This is a genomic window from Nocardia grenadensis NBRC 108939, assembly GCF_001613445.1.
Classification (GTDB): Bacteria; Actinomycetota; Actinomycetes; order Mycobacteriales; family Mycobacteriaceae; genus Nocardia; species Nocardia grenadensis.
On record NZ_BDCJ01000002.1, the window covers coordinates 95,200 to 111,659 of the forward strand.

Below are 16,460 nucleotides of genomic sequence, written 5' to 3' on the forward strand. Positions count from 1 at the left end.
TCGGGTTCGCAACGACGAGAACCTCGTGGGCGCGAACACGCGCCGCCGGAGGCGGCGCCTTCCAACACCGCGTGATCAGGACCTGATCATGTTCCGCAGGACATACTGCAGAATGCCGCCGTTGCGGTAGTAATCGGCTTCACCGGGGGTGTCGATCCGGACCACCGCGTCGAACTCGATCTTCGAGCCGTCCTCCTTGGTCGCGGTGACGTGCACGGTGGACGGCGTGGTGCCCGCGTTGAGCTCCTCGATGCCCGCGATATCGAAGACCTCGGTACCGGTGAGACCCAGCGACTGCGCCGATTCGCCTTCGGGGAACTGCAGCGGGATCACGCCCATGCCGATCAGGTTCGAGCGGTGGATGCGCTCGAACGATTCCACGATCACGGCGCGCACCCCCAGCAGGCGGGTGCCCTTGGCGGCCCAGTCGCGGGAGGAGCCGGAACCGTACTCCTTACCGCCCAGCACGACCAGCGGGATACCGGCCTTCTGGTAGTTCTGCGAGGCGTCGTAGATGAACGCCTGCGGCGCGCCCTCCTGGGTGAAGTCGCGGGTGTAACCGCCCGAGACGTCGTCGAGGAGCTGGTTGCGCAGCCGGATGTTGGCGAAGGTGCCGCGGATCATCACCTCGTGGTTACCGCGCCGCGAGCCCAGGGAGTTGTAGTCCTTGCGCGCCACACCGTGCGAGTCGAGGTAATCGGCGGCCGGGGTGCCCGGCTTGATGGCGCCGGCCGGGGAGATGTGGTCGGTGGTCACCGAATCGCCCAGCAGGGCGAGCACTCGCGCGCCCTTGATATCGGTGACCGGCTCCGGCTCCGTGCCCATACCGTCGAAGTAGGGCGCTTTGCGGACGTAGGTGGAGTCGTCGCTCCACTCGAAGGTGTTGCCCTCCGGGGTGGGCAGGCTGCGCCACCGCTCGTCGCCCTTGAAGACGTCGGCGTAGGACTTGGTGAACATCTCCTGGTTGATCGCCGACTTGATGGTGTCGTCGATCTCCTGGGCCGAGGGCCAGATGTCCTTCAGGAACACCGGGTTGCCCTGCTGATCCTCGCCCAGCGGATCGTGTTCGAAATCGAAGTCCATGGTGCCCGCGAGCGCGTAGGCGATGACCAGCGGCGGCGAGGCCAGGTAGTTCATCTTCACATCGGGGGAGATACGGCCCTCGAAGTTGCGGTTACCCGACAGCACCGCGGTGACGGTGAGGTCGTTGTCGTTGATCGCCTGGGAGATCTCCTCCGGCAACGGACCGGTGTTGCCGATGCAGGTGGTGCAGCCGTAACCGCCCAGGTAGAAGCCCAGCTTCTCCAAGTAGGGCCACAGACCGGCCTTCTCGTAGTAGTCGGTGACGACCTGCGAACCGGGGGCCATGTTTGTCTTGACCCACGGCTTGCTGGACAGGCCCTTCTCGACCGCGTTACGGGCCAGCAGGGCCGCGCCGATCATGACCGACGGGTTCGAGGTGTTGGTGCAGGAGGTGATACCCGCGACCGCGACCGCGCCGTGATCGAGAATGAACTCGCCGCGCTCCTCGGAAACGACCTTGATCGGCTTGGACGGCCGGCCGTCGGCATTGTTCGCCGCGGACTGCACACTCACCGCGCCGTCGTCGGCGAAGGACAGGGTGGCCGGATCGGAGGCCGGGAAGGTCTCCTCCACCGCCTCGTCCAGCTTCGAATGCGGCGTCGGGTGCTGGTCCTCCACGTAGTTGTGGATGTCCTTGCGGAAGGCGATCTTGGACTCGCTCAGCAGGATGCGGTCCTGCGGGCGCTTCGGGCCGGCGATGGAGGGCACCACCGTGCCCAGATCGAGCTCCAGGTACTCGGAGTAGGCGGGCTCCGAGGCCGGGTCGTGCCACATGCCCTGTTCCTTGGCATAGGCCTCGACGAGCGCCAGCTGCTCCTCGCTGCGGCCGGTGAGGCGCAGGTAGTTGATGGTTTCCTCGTCGATCGGGAAGATCGCCGCGGTGGAGCCGAACTCGGGGCTCATATTGCCCAGGGTGGCCCGGTTGGCCAGCGGCACCTCGGCCACGCCCTGGCCGTAGAACTCGACGAACTTGCCGACCACACCGTGCTTGCGCAGCATATCGGTGACGGTGAGCACGACGTCGGTGGCGGTGACGCCGGGCTGGATCTCGCCGGTGAGCTTGAAGCCGACCACCCGCGGGATCAGCATGGACACCGGCTGGCCCAGCATGGCGGCCTCGGCCTCGATACCGCCGACACCCCAGCCCAGTACGCCCAGACCGTTGACCATGGTGGTGTGCGAGTCGGTACCGACGCAGGTGTCGGGGTAGGCCTGGCCGTTGCGGACCATGACGGTGCGGGCCAGGTATTCGATATTGACCTGGTGCACGATACCGGTGCCCGGGGGGACGACCTTGAAGTCGTCGAACGCGCCCTGGCCCCAGCGCAGGAACTGGTAGCGCTCGCCGTTGCGCTCGTACTCGAGTTCGACATTGCGCTCGAAGGCGTCGGCGCGGCCGAAGACGTCGAGGATGACCGAGTGGTCGATGACCATTTCGGCGGGGGAGAGCGGATTGACCTTCTCCGGGTCGCCGCCGAGGGCCGCGACCGCCTCGCGCATGGTGGCGAGGTCGACCACGCAGGGCACGCCGGTGAAGTCCTGCATCACCACGCGGGCCGGGGTGAACTGGATCTCGATACTGGGCTGGGCATTGGGATCCCAGTCGGCCAGCGCGCGGATATGGTCGGCGGTGATGTTCGCGCCGTCCTCGGTGCGCAGCAGGTTCTCGGCGAGAACTTTCAGTGCGTACGGGAGTTTCTCGGTGCCGGGTACAGCCGAGAGCCGGAAGATCTCGTAGGAGTTGCTTCCGACCTCGAGGTTGCCCTTGGCGCCGAAAGTATCGATACTTTTCGTCACGTCAGCTCCACTTGTCGGGTGTGCGGACGCCGTCGGCGGGGCTGTGCCGGCGGCGGTACGTCTCTGGCATGAGGCGCCGGCCCGGGAAGGCCGGTTCCCCGCGGTTCCCAACCCTAACAGTACGCTTGTCCTATGAAAATCGCGGGGCGGTATGTTCGGGGCGGCCGCGCGGCACACCCGCCGTTGGGCGTGCCGGGTGTCGGGTAACCGCACACGCGTCGCGTAATCTGCTCTCGAGCTGGTCCGAGTTAGCCGGGCGGTACCCAGGGGTACCCCGGTTGTTCGTGCCAGTAGCGGATTCCCCGTCGCGTCGTCGGACGATGCGGCTCGACCAGACCGGATGGAAGATGACCGTCACCCACACCTCGGCCTTCTCCCTCAAGGCCACCAAACTGCCGGACGGGTTCGATTCGAAGACCCTCGAAGAGCTTCGGGCCGATCTCGCCGACAACGGAGTGGCCACGCCGGAGGGCGACGATCAGAGCGAACTGGCCGCCATCGTGGCCGATGCGCGGGCGCACGGCATCGATCTCAGTATCGTGGTGCTCGACGGTAATCCGGGGCACGACTCCGAACTGCGCGATCTGGCCACCGAGGTGGCCGGATTCCAGCATGGCACCGTCGCCGTCTTCAGTGACGACTGGATCGGCACCACCAGCGATTCGATCAGCCGGGTCCGGTTGGAGTGGGCCGAGGACAAAGCCAAGTTCACCGGCGGAAAGAGCGAACAAGCCGCCCGGACCCTGGTGCACCGTCTGGAGCAGACACCGACGGTGAACTGGACCGAGATCACGATCGTGCTCCTGGCCGGGCTGGTGCTGGCGGTGGGCGGTCTGTACTGGATCAAGGCCCGCCGGGCCGCCGGGTCACCGCCGCCCGCGGTGGCCGCGCCGGGCCGGCGCACCGAGCCGACCGAAGACCCGGAACTGGAACCGGCCGCACGATAGCCGCGGCCGGTTCCCCGCTCTCGTCCGGTCGCCTCCGCCCCGCCGCGGATCACAGCCGCCGGCCGCCCGTGCGATGACAGCGGGCGTGCCCCGGGTTGCGCCGGATAGGTTTCGGCCACGGCTATGACGGGCACCATGCCGTATCGGTACGTATGGTCGAACGGGAGTGGGTGACAGTGCCCGCCGCAGCACCGGAAGCCCTGTCGGCCCACCGGGAAATCGTCCGCGAACGACGGCGAATTTCCCGACAGTGGAGCCGGTTGCGGCATCCGCGGCCATCACCTGGAATAGTTGTGACAGCACGCACAGGACCAAGGCGAAAGCGGGGATGTTGGTGACTTCGACGGACGGTGTCAGCGGGGCAGATTTGGCGAAACAACCGCCGACGCCTGCTTCGAGCACCCTCGAGCGTGACGTCCAGACCCTCGAGAAGGCGATCTACGAGGTCAAGCGGGTCATCGTCGGGCAGGACCGGCTGGTCGAGCGGTTGCTCGTCGGGGTGCTCGCCAAGGGCCACGTTCTGCTCGAGGGCGTGCCCGGTATCGCCAAGACGCTCGCGGTCGAGACCTTCGCAAAAGTGGTCGGCGGGTCGTTCTCCCGCGTCCAGTTCACCCCCGACCTGGTCCCGACCGACCTCGTGGGTACCCGGATCTACCGGCAGGGCCGCGAGGAGTTCGATACCGAACTCGGCCCCGTGGTCGCGAACTTCGTCCTGGCCGACGAGATCAACCGCGCCCCGGCCAAGGTGCAGTCCGCGCTGCTCGAGGTGATGGCCGAGCGGCACGTGTCCATCGGCGGCAAGACCTACCCGATGCCCGATCCGTTCCTGGTGATGGCCACCCAGAATCCGATCGAGAGCGAGGGCGTGTACCCGCTGCCGGAAGCGCAGCGCGACCGCTTCCTGTTCAAGGTCGTCGTCGACTACCCCTCGGTCGAGGAGGAGCGCGAGATCATCTACCGGATGGGTGTGACCCCGCCGGAGCCGAACCGCATCCTCGAGCCGGCCGAACTCATCCGTCTCCAGAAACTGGCCGCGAACACCTTCGTGCACCACGCGCTGGTCGACTACGTCGTCCGGGTCATCTCCGCGACCCGCGTCCCGGCCGAATTCGGCATGCACGATGTGGCGAACTGGGTGGCCTACGGCGCCTCGCCGCGTGCCAGCCTCGGCATCATCGCCGCCGCCCGCGCCGTGGCGCTGATCCGGGGCCGCGACTACGTGGTCCCGCAGGACGTCATCGAGGTCGTACCCGACGTGCTGCGGCACCGGTTGGTCCTGTCCTACGACGCGCTCGCCGACGAGATCAGCCCGGAGGACGTGATCCAGCGGGTCCTGCAGACCGTCGGGCTTCCCCAGGTCGCGCCGCAGGCCGTGGCGACGGGCGGCGCCCCGCCCGTCGCGGAGAACGGCAACCGGCCGCCCGCGCCGCCGCAGCAGTCCCCGGCGCCGCAGGTGCCGCAAACCGCCGGCACGAACCAGCCCCAGTGACGCGGCCGCCGGACCCCCGCGCCCGCGAGACCGTGCCCGACCCCCACGCCCCGCCGTCGTTCCGTTCGGGTGAGCTGACCGATCCGCATCTGACGGCCGCCCTGAAAACCCTGGAGCTCACCGTGCGCCGGCGCCTGGACGGCGTGCTGCACGGTGATCACCTCGGTCTCATCCCCGGCCCCGGTTCGGAACCGGGGGAAGCGCGGGCCTACCAGCCCGGCGACGACGTCCGGCAGATGGACTGGTCGGTGACCGCGCGGACGACCCACCCGCACGTCCGGCAGATGATCGCGGACCGGGAGCTGGAGACCTGGATGGTGGTCGATCTGTCCGCCAGCCTGGACTTCGGTACCGGCGCCTGCCAGAAACGCGATCTGGCGGTGGCCGCCGCGGCCGCGGTGACCCATCTCACGATGGGCGGTGGGAACCGGATCGGCGCCGTGGTGGCGACCGGTGAGCAGATGCAGCGGATCCCCGCGCGCAGCGGCCGGGTCCACGCGCAGTCGCTGTTGCGCAGTATCGCCACCACCCCGCATCCGCGCGACGGAGTACGTGGTGACCTGCGCGGTGCCATCGAATCGTTGCGCCGACCGCAGCGCAAACGCGGCCTGGCGGTCGTGATCAGTGATTTCCTCGGAGATATCGACTGGCAGCGGTCGCTGCGGGCCATCTCCGCGCGCCACGATCTGCTGGCGGTGGAGGTCCTCGATCCGCGCGATACCGAGCTACCGGACCTGGGTGACGTGGTGCTGCACGATCCGGAGACCGGGCGGACGCGCGAGTTCACCGTCACCCCACAATTGCGCGCCGATTACGCGGCCGCCGCACAGCGGCACCGGGACGAGGTCGAGCAGACCCTGCGTAGTTGCGGCGCCCCGGTGCTCACCCTGCAGACCGACCGGGACTGGATCGCCGATGTGGTCCGGTTCGTCTCCACCCGGCGCCACAGCCTCGGCGCCTCGACCCCGCGGGTGCCACGCCAGTGAGTATTTCGAATTTCGCCGCACCGATCTGGCTCGGTTTTCTTGCTGTCGTTCTCCTGCTCGCACTCGGCTATCTGCTGGTGCAGCGCAGCAAGCATCGCCGGATGCTGCGGTTCAGCAATATGGAGCAGCTGGAGAAAGTCGCTCCCAACCGCCCCAGTTTCTGGCGCCACCTGCCGATCGTGCTGGTCATCGTCGGGATGGTGTTCGCCACCATCGGCGCGGCCGGTCCGACCGCCGAGAAGAAGGTGCCCCGTAACCGGGCGACCGTCGTGCTGGTCATGGATGTCTCGCTGTCCATGGAGGCCACCGATGTCTCGCCGAACCGGCTGCAGGTCGCGCAGGAGGCGGCCAAGAACTTCGCCGACGGTCTCACCCCGGGGATCAACCTGGGACTGGTGACCTACGCCGGCACCGCGTCGGTGCTCGTCTCGCCGACCACGGACCGGGGATCGGTGAAGGCCGCCATCGACAACATCAAACTCGCCGAGCGGACCGCCACCGGTGAGGGAATCTTCACCGCCCTGCAGTCCATCGAGACCCTCGCCTCGGTCCTGGGCGGTTCCGAGACCCCGCCGCCGGCCCGCATCGTATTGATGTCCGACGGTAAGCAGACCGTGCCCGATTTCGAGGATGTGGACAATCCGCGGCACGAATTCGTCGCCGCGCGGCTGGCGAAGACGAAGAAGATCCCGGTCTCGACGATCTCGTTCGGTACCAAATGGGGTGTGGTCGAGATCCCACGCGAGGACGGCGGCACGGACCAGGTGGATGTGCCGGTGGACGACGACGCGATGCAGGAGATCGCGCGACTGTCCGGCGGTGAGTTCTATACCGCCTCGAGCCTGCAGGAACTGTCCAGTGTCTACGACACCCTGGAGGAGCAGATCGGCTACGAGGTCACCCGGGGCGACGCCAGCCGGCCGTGGTGGCTGCTCGGCCTGCTTACCACGGTGGCCGGAGTGGTGGCGGCACTGGTGCTACGTCAGCGGCTGCCCTGACCGCTTCGTGGGAAGCGTTGGTGCCGTGTGGTTCCCGCCGGGTCCGCCGGACGGGTTCGGGTTCACCGACGCGTCCGGGAACAAGTCGAGTTCGCACTGCGGGCCGGGTCCCACCCGGCCCGCAGTGTTGTGTCCGCGTTGTCCGACCTGCACAAGTTCCAGGGGGAAATCTCGGTGGACGTCCCATGAGAGCATCACCGAGGCAGCCAGGTAGGTTTGTCCCCATGTCGAACTTCACAGCACGCTCGGTCCTGGTGACCGGCGGTAACCGCGGAATCGGGCTCGCGGTGGCGCAGCGTCTGCACGCCGACGGCCACAAGGTGGCCGTCACCCATCGCGGTTCGGGCGCCCCCGAGGGTTTGCTCGGAGTGAAATGCGATGTCACCGACAGTGATTCGGTGGACCGGGCGTTCGCCGAGGTGGAGGCCGCGCAGGGGCCGGTGGAGGTGCTGGTCGCCAATGCCGGGATCACCGATGACACGCTCCTCATGCGGATGAGCGAAGAACAGTTCACCAAGGTGGTGGACGCCAACCTGGCCGGCGCCTTCCGGTGCGCCAAGCGGGCCAACCGTGCGATGCTGCGCGCGCGGTGGGGCCGGATGATCTTCCTCGGCTCGGTGGTCGGGTTCTCCGGTCAGGCCGGGCAGATCAACTACGCGGCCTCCAAGGCCGGTGTCGTCGGCCTGGCTCGTTCCATCACCCGCGAGCTCGGCTCCCGGTCGATCACCGCCAATGTCGTCGCGCCCGGGTTCATCGAGACCGATATGACCAAGGACCTGCCCGAGGATATGCGGGATATGGCGAAGAAGTTCATTCCGCTCCAGCGACTCGGCGCTCCCGAGGACGTCGCGGCGGTGGTCAGCTTCCTCGCCTCCGAGGATTCCGCCTACGTCTCGGGCGCGGTGATTCCGGTCGACGGCGGTATGGGTATGGGGCACTGACGCCCCGCGCTGCTTCAGAACAGATCGAAAGCCGCGCCGAGGCCGGGCACCGGTTCGGCACCCCGGCCGGGCGCGGCGGGACACGACACCACATTCAGGAGAATCGACAACTCATGGGCGGATTGCTCGAAGGCAAGACGATCCTCGTCACCGGCATCATCACCGATGCCTCCATCGCGTTCCACGCGGCGGCCATCGCGCAGAAGGAAGGGGCCAAGGTGATCATCACCGGCCTCACCGAGCGGTTGCGGCTGATCGACCGGATCGCCAAGCGGCTGCCGGAGGAGGTGCCGCCGGCCATCGGTCTCGACGTCACCAACGACGAGGACCTGCGCAAACTGCCCGACGAGATCCGCCGCCTCGCGCCCGAGGGAATCGATGGGGTGCTGCACTCGATCGCTTTCGCCCCGAAGACCCTCATGGGCCCCGACGCGCTGCCGTTCCTGGACGCCCCGAGTGCGGACGCGGCGAAATCGTTCGAGATCTCGGCCTGGAGCTACGCCGCGCTGGCCCGCGCAGTGCTGCCGGTGATGAACGAGCGCGGCTCGATCGTCGGGATGGATTTCGACCCCCGCACCGCTATGCCGTACTACAACTGGATGGGTGTGGCCAAGGCCGCGCTGGAATCGGTGAACCGGTATGTGGCACGCGAGGTCGGTTACGCGAAGAAGATCCGGTCCAACCTCATCGCGGCCGGCCCGGTCAAGACGCTGGCCGCCAAGGCGATCGCCGGCACCGCGACCGACGACGCGAAGCAGCTGAAGCAACTCGACACCTACTGGGACGGCGCCTCGCCGATCGGCTGGGACGGTGGCGCCGAAGTGGTCGGTAGATCGATCGTGGCGCTGCTGTCGGACTGGCTGCCCGCGACGACCGGATCGATCATCTACGTCGACGGTGGCGCCAGCCACAACACCTGGTTCCCCGAGAACATGCCGCAGGACTGACGAATCGGCCGGAGAGGAGATACCGTGGCCCGCGCGGCCGACGCACTGCTGCTGCTGTCCTTCGGAGGTCCGGAAGGCCCCGACGACGTGATGCCGTTCCTGGAGAACGTGACCCGCGGTCGCGGTGTCCCTCCGGAACGGCTCGCCGAGGTCGCGAAACACTATCTGCACTTCGGTGGGGTGTCGCCGATCAACGCCCTCAACCGCGACATCATCGCCGCGGTGGAACGGGAACTGGCTGCCATCGGGCCGCGGCTACCGGTGTACTTCGGTAACCGCAACTGGCATCCGATGGTGGAGGACACGCTGGCGCGGATGACCGCGGACGGCGTCCGGTCGGCGCTGGTGTTCCCCACTTCCGCCTGGGGCGGATACTCCGGCTGCCGGCAGTACGACGAAGACATCGTCCGGGCCCGCGCCGCGGTGGGCCCGGACGCCCCGGCACTGGTGAAACTGCGCCAATACTTCGATCACCCGCTCCTCGTGGCCGCCTTCGCCGACGCCGTACGCGCGGCGCGGGAGACCCTGCCCGCCGAGCATCGGGCGGTCGCCCGGTTGGTCTTCACCGCGCATTCGGTGCCGGTGAGTGCCGATATCGCGGCCGGGCCGCCGGCCGAGGGCGGGCGCCTCTACAGCCGCCAGGTCGCCGAGGCCGCCCGGTTGTGCGCCGCCGCAGCGGGTTTCGACGATTACGACGTGGTCTGGCAATCGCGTTCGGGTCCGCCGCATATCCCGTGGCTGGAGCCGGATATCGTCGATCATCTGGAAACGCTGGCGGACAAGGGCTTCGAGTCGGTGATCGTCTGCCCGGTCGGTTTCGTCTCCGACCATCTCGAGGTGATCTGGGACCTGGACAACGAGGCCGCCGGGAAAGCCGGCGAGCTCGGCCTGTCCTTCGCGCGGGCCGCCACACCCGGCACCGATCCACGGTTCGCCGAAATGGTGGTGGAGTTGATCGGCGAGCACGTCCGCGATGTCACGCCGCGCAGGCTGGGCACGGTGCCGGGCTATGGGTGCACGACCGATGGCGCACCCTGCGCGATCGGCTGCTGCGCGCCGCCGCGCCGCCCCGCGGGCCGGTGAACCCGCCGACGCCGTCGAGCGCCGGGAGGTACGGACCCCTCAATAGTCGAGAGCGTGCTCCGGTTGGCAGACGAGCATGGGTGACGGCAGATAGCGGATAATGGCGTCCAGGAGTGCGGCGTCATCGCCGCCGTGCCGTGCCGAGTCGCACAGCACCGGGACGGCCTCACCGATGCGCGTGACCGAGCGGATCCGGTCATGCAACTGTTCGGGCGGGATCTTTCGTGGTCCACGACCGTCGTCCGGAGCCTCGCCGTCCTGACCCGTCGCCGCGGTCACCAGGTCGCGGTACCACTGCTCGGCGAGTTGCCAACGGCTGCCGTAGAATTCGGCGGCCATCGGTTCGAGCGCCCACATCGGGACGAGATCGATGACACCGGCGAATCCGGGCCCGGCGCCGAGCGGGAAGTGCAGCGTCAGCGGCCGTGCACCCCGCGTGTCGGCGATCGCGCGGACGCATCGGTCGAAGTCGGCGGCGGGATGATCGAGTCCCGTCACCAGGCACAGCCGCGCCACCTGATGGTCGTCGGCGACCCGCAGGGTCGTCTCGAATCGCGCGGCGCGCGCCGTCGCGGCGTTCAGGACCACGACCGCGCCATCGGCCACCCGGATGGCTCGTTCCAGGTCCGCGATGGGCGCGTTGCTCGACAGCTCGGCGACGCGGATCATGTGTTCGCCGCGGCCGGGGACGTGATGAACCACGGTGGCCGCGAGGGTCCCCCCGTGATCGCGAAGCAGTCGCCGGACCACCCGCGTCGTCTCGGCGGGCTCTCCGACGATCGTGACGTTTCGGATCGACTGCGGATCGACGGCTCTGGTACCCATCGTGGTTCACGGTACCGCTGCCGATACGCCGGCGGAGGCGATTTCCGCCCAGAAAATGAAACGTGTTCTGGTTCAAAAATAGAACGTGTTCCTATAGTGTCGGGTTGTGCAGAAGGAACAACGCCCGGCGGTACCGGACTGGTTCACCGCGGACGACGGCACGCCACGTCTGGTGGGAAGTCGCTGCGAGATTTGCGGCACACCGTATTTTCCACGGAACACACTGGCCTGCCGCAACCCGCAGTGCGCGAGTCCGAAGGACGGCTCGGAACTGTCCGAATACCTCTTCTCCACGCGGGGCCGGATCTGGTCCTACGCGGATGCCCGGTACAAGCCGCCCCCGCCGTATGTCTCATCCGACCCATTCGAGCCCTACGTCGTCGCGGCGGTGGAGCTCGAGGTCGAGCAGATGGTGATTCTCGGGCAGGTCGTGCGCGGCCTCACCGTGGACGACCTGGCCGTCGGAATGCCGGTGGAGCTCACCCTCGGTGTGCTGTACACGGACGAGGAAGCCGATCACACGGTATGGATGTGGAGGCCGGTCGATGACCGACAGGAATGACCGCGATATCGCCGTTCTCGGTGCCGGTATGCACCAGTGGGGCAAATGGGGCCGCAATTTCGTCGAGTACGGGCTGGTCGCGGCCCGCGCGGCACTGGCGGACGCCGGGGTGGACCACCGCGATGTCGGCTATATCGCCGGCGCCGACACGATCCGTAACGGCTACCCCGGTTTCGTATCCGGGGCGACATTCGCCCAGGCGCTGGGCTGGTCGGGCGCGCGGATCTCGAGCAGCTACGCCGCCTGTGCCTCCGGTGCGCAGGCCATCGCCAACGCTCGTGCCCAAATCCTGGCCGGGCTGACCGATGTGGCGCTGGTGGTCGGTGCGGACGCGGCTCCCAAGGGCTTCTTCCAGCCGGTCGGCGGCGAACGCCGCGACGATCCGGACTGGTTGCGTTTCCACCTGCTCGGCGCCACCAACCCCATCTACTTCGCGCTCTACGCCCGCCGCCGGATGGCGCTGCACGGTGCCACGCTCGACGACTTCGCCGCGGTGAAGGTGAAGAACGCGAAACACGGACTGAACAACCCGTACGCCCGATATCGCAAAGAGGTCTCGGCCGCAGAGGTCGCGGCGTCGGCCATCGTCTCCGACCCGCTGCGCCTACTCGACATCTGCGCGACCAGCGACGGTGGCGCGGCACTGGTCCTGACGTCGATGGAGTACGCGCGCCGGCACGGGATCGGTGATCCGGTCCGTATCCGGGCACTGTCGACGGTTACGCCCACCTTCCCGAAAACCGTCCTCGACCTGCCCGATTTCGCGACGGACTCGGCCGTGGCCGTCGAGCCCCCGCCGCATACGTTCCGGTCCGCCATCGCGTACGCCGCGTACGAGGAGGCCGGCCTCGGGCCCGCCGACCTGTCCTTCGCGGAGGTCTACGATCTCTCCACCGCGCTGGAGCTGGACTGGTACGAGGATATCGGGCTCTGCGAACCGGGTGGCGCCGAGGAACTGCTGCGCAGCGGCGCCACGACACTGGGTGGACGCGTGCCGGTGAATCCGAGTGGCGGGCTGGCCTGCTTCGGTGAGGCCATCCCTGCACAGGCGATCGCCCAGGTCTGCGAGCTCACCTGGCAGCTGCGCGGGCAGGCCGACGGCCGCCAGGTGGCGAACGCCCGCGCGGGCATCGCGGTGAATCAGGGCCTGTTCGGTCACGGGTCGGCGCTCATCGCCTCCCGCTGAACCTCGACTCCGGCGGTCGGGGCGTGCGCGCCCCGACCGCACCGCGACAGGTACCGATGTGGCCGTACTGCTCGAACGATCCAGGTGGCGCTCCCGCCCCGGGATCAGCGCGATTGCGGCGCGGCGGTGTGCACCGCGACGAGGCGGGCCGCGCGGATGGCGTCCCACAGCGGCCGCAGCAGGGTCTCGTGCGCGGTGGCGGCGCTGGCCGAGGTCGGCGCGGAAGCCGGCTCACGCTGGGCCACGGTCAGGATGGCCGCCACATGGTCGGCCGAATCCAGGATCCGTTTGGCGCGCAACGGGACACATTCGGGATAGGTGTGCCGCGAATAGTCGGCGAGTTCGGCCTCGATGAGTTCGCGTGGGTCGGCGTCGCCGGCGCCGAGGCCGGTGGTGTGCAGGCGCATCAGCGCGTCCGCCGCGTCCCGGACGGCCTCGCGCATCGCGTATTCGGCCTCGCCCAGTGAAATATCGGGTCCGGCGCCGCGCGGCATCGGCACGCTGTAGACGGTCCACTGCAGGGTGTTCTCGTCCACCGGGCAGGGGATGAGGCCGGTGCCCTCGGCGCCCGGGACGCCCAGCAGGATGCCCTCCCCGGTTTCCACCGCGTCGGCGGCGAACGCGGTCCCGGTCGGCAGGCCGCGGACATCGCCGGGCACCGGCAGCACCAGTCGCAGCTCTGCGCCCGCGACGGCCAGCTCCTCGCGAATCAGCTTGAGTAGCGGCATGACTCCGGTGCCGTTCGGGTTCCCGTGCGCGGACCACGGCAGGTCGGTGCGCCCGCCGGTGACCGGGTCCCCGGCCGCGAGCGTATGCCGCGGCGCCCAGGCGTGCAGCGCCTCGAGTACGTCGTCGGGCGCGCTGCGACCCGCGAGCCACGATCCGGCCCACAGCGTGAGGGTGGCACTGGGAGAGCACATAATCATCGAGCATAAAGGGTCTCGGCAACCGGCGGGCAGCCTCTGCAGAGGCTGTTCTCGCGGGTTAAAATGGTTCGCCCGGTTCGGTCACGAAGTCGATCAGCCGTTCCACCGCGCCCAGTAGCGGAGCCTCCAGATCGCGGAACGAGTTCACCGCCGAATACACCCGGCGCCAGCCTTCCTGCGGTGTGCCCCAGTCGAGCCGCCGGCACACTCCGGTCTTCCAGTCCTCGCCACGCGGCACCCGCGGCCACTCCGGGATGCCCAGTACCGCCGGTTTCACAGCCTGCCAGACGTCCACGTACGGGTGCCCGGTGACCAGCACGTGGTCGCCGAGCCCGGTGGTGAGCCGGTCCTCCTTGGATCCGGTGACCAGATGGTCGACCAGGACGCCGACCCGCCTGCCCGGGCCGGGTCCGAAATCGGTGAGCCGGGCACCGAGATTGTCCAACCCCTCCAGATGTTCGACCACCACGCCCTCGACCCGTAGATCGTGCCCCCAGACCCGTTCCACCAGCGCCGCATCGTGTACGCCCTCGACCCAGATCCGGCTGGGTGCGGCGACTTTCGCCCGCAGCCCCTCGACCCGGGTGGAACCCGACGCGGACCGGCCGGGCCGGGCCGGCGCGGGCGCCTTCGGCCGGACCAGCGTGACCGCCTGCCCGTCGATCAGGAACGCGGCTTCCCGCAGCGCGAACAGCCGTACCACGCCGCGGGCGTCCTCCAGCTTTACGAAATCACCGTCGTAGCTGCGGTCGAATCCGACCACCGCGCCGCAGAACCCGCTGGCCGCGTCCTCGACCACCAGATCGGGTTCGGCGTCCACCCGCGGGACGGTGCGCCGGGCGGTGCGTGGGTGGCCGGAAAAGATGTCACCGTATCGATCGCTCACCGGCCCGAACGTAGCGCACGCGCCGCTGTCGCGGCGGTCGCCGGCCCGGGGGTGTCGCCGGTCCGGCCCCGGGACGGCGGGTATCGCACTAAGGTGGGCGGTGTGGCCGCACTTGTCTGGTTGGTCGCCGGCATATTGCTGGCAGCCGCGGAGATGTTCGTCGGCGAACTGACGCTGCTGATGCTCGGTTCCGCCGCACTGCTCACCGCGGGCGTGAGTTTCCTCGGCGACACCGCGCCGGTGGTCGACGCGGTGGTGTTCGCCGTGTCGGCGGTCGTGCTGCTGCTGGGGGTCCGGCCGGTTCTGTTGCGGCGCTTCGGCACTCCGCCGCCGACGCTGACCAATGCCGACGCCCTGCCGGGTAAGACCGCGCTGGTGCTGGAACCGGTGGGTGAGCACGACGGACTGGTGAAATTGGGCGGCGAGGTGTGGACCGCGCGTTCTCTGGACCCGGGGGAGCAGTACCCGGAGGGCGCGACCGTGTACGTGATGAAGATCGACGGCGCGACCGCCGTCGTCTGGAAAGGCCCGTGATGGCTGCACTGATAATCGTCCTGGCACTGGTACTGCTGGTGGCGGTGGTCGTGTTCAAATCGATCGCGCTGGTGCCCCAGGCCGAGGCGGCGGTGATCGAACGGCTCGGCCGGTACTCCCGGACGGTCTCGGGACAGCTGACCTTCCTGATCCCGTTCGTCGACCGAATCCGCGCCAAGGTCGATCTGCGCGAACGGGTGGTGTCCTTCCCGCCGCAACCGGTGATCACCCAGGACAATCTGACCCTGCAGATCGACTCGGTGGTGTATTTTCAGGTCACGCAGCCGCAGGCCGCGGTCTACGAGATCTCCAACTACATCGCCGCCGTCGAACAACTCACCGTCACCACGCTGCGCAATGTGGTCGGCGGGATGACGCTGGAGGAGACACTCACCTCCCGCGACCAGATCAACAACCAGCTGCGCGGAGTGCTCGACGAAGCCACCGGACGCTGGGGCCTGCGGGTGGCGCGGGTCGAGCTGAAGTCCATCGATCCGCCGCCGTCGATCCAGGAATCGATGGAGAAGCAGATGAAGGCGGACCGGGAGAAGCGGGCCATGATCCTCACCGCCGAGGGCACCCGGGAATCGCAGATCAAAACCGCCGAGGGGGCCAAACAGGCGCAGATTCTGTCGGCCGAGGGCGCGAAACAGTCGGCGATCCTGTCGGCCGAAGGTGAGCGGCAGAGCCGGATCCTGCGCGCCCAGGGCGAACGGGCCGCCTCGTACCTGCAGGCCCAGGGGCAGGCCAAGGCCATCGAGAAGGTCTTCGCGGCGATCAAGTCCGGTAAACCGACACCCGAACTGCTGGCGTACCAGTACATGCAGACCCTGCCCATGGTGGCGCGCGGCGACGCGAACAAGGTCTGGCTTGTTCCCAGCGACTTCGGCAAAGCGCTGGAGGGGTTCGCGAAGAATTTCGCGACGCAGGGCGAGGACGGAGTGTTCCGGTACGAGCCGCCCGCCGACGCGGAAGTCCCCGGGAAACCGGAGGACGATTCCGACGAGGTGGCGGATTGGTTCGATACCAGCACCGATCCGGCAGTGGAGCGGGCGGTCCGCGCCGCGGAATCGGTCGCGCGGACCCCGGTCGACACCGCCGCACCGGTGACGACCACCAAACCGGGCCAGCCCGCCGCTCCCGCGGCCCTGCCGCCGCAGCAGCCCGCACCGCATCCCGGGATCGTGCCGCAGCAACCCGGCGTACCGCCGCAGCAGCAGCCGGACCGGTAGCCACGTCAGCGGGAGCCGGTCACTCGGCTCACGATTCG

15 protein-coding genes are annotated in these 16,460 nt (G+C 68.4%); 11 read left to right on the forward strand and 4 right to left on the reverse strand.

Annotated elements, in window-relative coordinates; all coding sequences use genetic code 11:
* Nucleotides 1-75: 75 nt before the first annotated feature.
* Nucleotides 76-2,880 carry an aconitate hydratase AcnA gene (gene acnA / locus NGR01S_RS01475; protein WP_063034332.1) on the reverse strand — a complete coding sequence of 935 codons (2,805 nt, stop codon included), beginning with the start codon at nt 2,878-2,880 and terminating at the stop codon, nt 76-78.
* Nucleotides 2,881-3,227: 347 nt separating this feature from the next.
* Between acnA and NGR01S_RS01480 the strand changes: the two genes are divergently transcribed.
* The 7 genes from NGR01S_RS01480 to NGR01S_RS01510 all read left to right on the forward strand — a co-directional run bounded on the left by NGR01S_RS01480 (nt 3,228) and on the right by NGR01S_RS01510 (nt 10,271).
* Entirely contained in the window at nt 3,228-3,827 is a 600-nt protein-coding gene (locus NGR01S_RS01480; RefSeq protein WP_063034489.1) for an Rv1476 family membrane protein, read from the forward strand.
* Nucleotides 3,828-4,155: 328 nt separating this feature from the next.
* On the forward strand, nt 4,156-5,316 hold the full coding sequence (gene moxR1, locus NGR01S_RS01485; RefSeq protein WP_063034333.1) for a chaperone MoxR1: 1,161 nt from the start codon (nt 4,156-4,158) through the stop codon (nt 5,314-5,316).
* Nucleotides 5,313-6,302, forward strand: coding sequence for a DUF58 domain-containing protein (locus NGR01S_RS01490; protein ID WP_245664381.1), 990 nt, complete (start codon nt 5,313-5,315; stop codon nt 6,300-6,302). Before moxR1 ends, NGR01S_RS01490 begins: the two co-directional genes overlap by 4 nt.
* A complete protein-coding gene (locus NGR01S_RS01495) occupies nt 6,299-7,300 on the forward strand; it encodes a VWA domain-containing protein (protein ID WP_063034334.1) in 1,002 nt (333 codons plus the stop codon). Before NGR01S_RS01490 ends, NGR01S_RS01495 begins: the two co-directional genes overlap by 4 nt.
* Before the next feature lie 224 nt (nt 7,301-7,524).
* On the forward strand, nt 7,525-8,241 hold the full coding sequence (fabG1, locus tag NGR01S_RS01500; RefSeq protein ID WP_039825413.1) for a 3-oxoacyl-ACP reductase FabG1: 717 nt from the start codon (nt 7,525-7,527) through the stop codon (nt 8,239-8,241).
* Nucleotides 8,242-8,354: 113 nt separating this feature from the next.
* Nucleotides 8,355-9,188 carry an NADH-dependent enoyl-ACP reductase InhA gene (inhA, locus tag NGR01S_RS01505; RefSeq protein ID WP_063034335.1) on the forward strand — a complete coding sequence of 278 codons (834 nt, stop codon included), beginning with the start codon at nt 8,355-8,357 and terminating at the stop codon, nt 9,186-9,188.
* Between the two features lie 24 nt (nt 9,189-9,212).
* Nucleotides 9,213-10,271 carry a ferrochelatase gene (locus NGR01S_RS01510; RefSeq protein WP_063034336.1) on the forward strand — a complete coding sequence of 353 codons (1,059 nt, stop codon included), beginning with the start codon at nt 9,213-9,215 and terminating at the stop codon, nt 10,269-10,271.
* A 39-nt stretch (nt 10,272-10,310) separates the two neighbouring features.
* Here the strand turns inward: NGR01S_RS01510 and NGR01S_RS01515 are convergent, their stop codons facing one another.
* Nucleotides 10,311-11,096 carry a GTP-binding protein gene (locus NGR01S_RS01515; protein ID WP_063034337.1) on the reverse strand — a complete coding sequence of 262 codons (786 nt, stop codon included), beginning with the start codon at nt 11,094-11,096 and terminating at the stop codon, nt 10,311-10,313.
* A gap of 106 nt (nt 11,097-11,202) precedes the next feature.
* Here NGR01S_RS01515 and NGR01S_RS01520 point away from each other — a divergent pair, with 106 nt between their 5' ends.
* Nucleotides 11,203-11,658, forward strand: coding sequence for a Zn-ribbon domain-containing OB-fold protein (locus tag NGR01S_RS01520; protein ID WP_063034338.1), 456 nt, complete (start codon nt 11,203-11,205; stop codon nt 11,656-11,658).
* Nucleotides 11,642-12,844: a lipid-transfer protein gene (locus tag NGR01S_RS01525; protein WP_063034339.1), complete on the forward strand. Its 1,203-nt coding sequence runs from the start codon at nt 11,642-11,644 to the stop codon at nt 12,842-12,844. Before NGR01S_RS01520 ends, NGR01S_RS01525 begins: the two co-directional genes overlap by 17 nt.
* Before the next feature lie 104 nt (nt 12,845-12,948).
* On the opposite strand, the gene NGR01S_RS01530 is transcribed toward NGR01S_RS01525, so the two are convergent.
* The gene (locus NGR01S_RS01530) at nt 12,949-13,764 is read right to left on the reverse strand and encodes an Rv1486c family protein (protein WP_063034340.1); all 816 of its coding nucleotides are present in this window, start codon (nt 13,762-13,764) and stop codon (nt 12,949-12,951) included.
* Between the two features lie 64 nt (nt 13,765-13,828).
* Complete coding sequence (locus NGR01S_RS01535) at nt 13,829-14,656, reverse strand: DUF3097 domain-containing protein (RefSeq protein ID WP_063034341.1); 828 nt, start codon at nt 14,654-14,656, stop codon at nt 13,829-13,831.
* A 102-nt stretch (nt 14,657-14,758) separates the two neighbouring features.
* Between NGR01S_RS01535 and NGR01S_RS01540 the strand changes: the two genes are divergently transcribed.
* Entirely contained in the window at nt 14,759-15,190 is a 432-nt protein-coding gene (locus tag NGR01S_RS01540; protein WP_063034491.1) for an NfeD family protein, read from the forward strand.
* Nucleotides 15,190-16,422: an SPFH domain-containing protein gene (locus NGR01S_RS01545; protein ID WP_063034342.1), complete on the forward strand. Its 1,233-nt coding sequence runs from the start codon at nt 15,190-15,192 to the stop codon at nt 16,420-16,422. The genes NGR01S_RS01540 and NGR01S_RS01545 overlap by 1 nt, the downstream gene beginning before the upstream one ends.
* Nucleotides 16,423-16,460 lie beyond the last annotated feature (38 nt).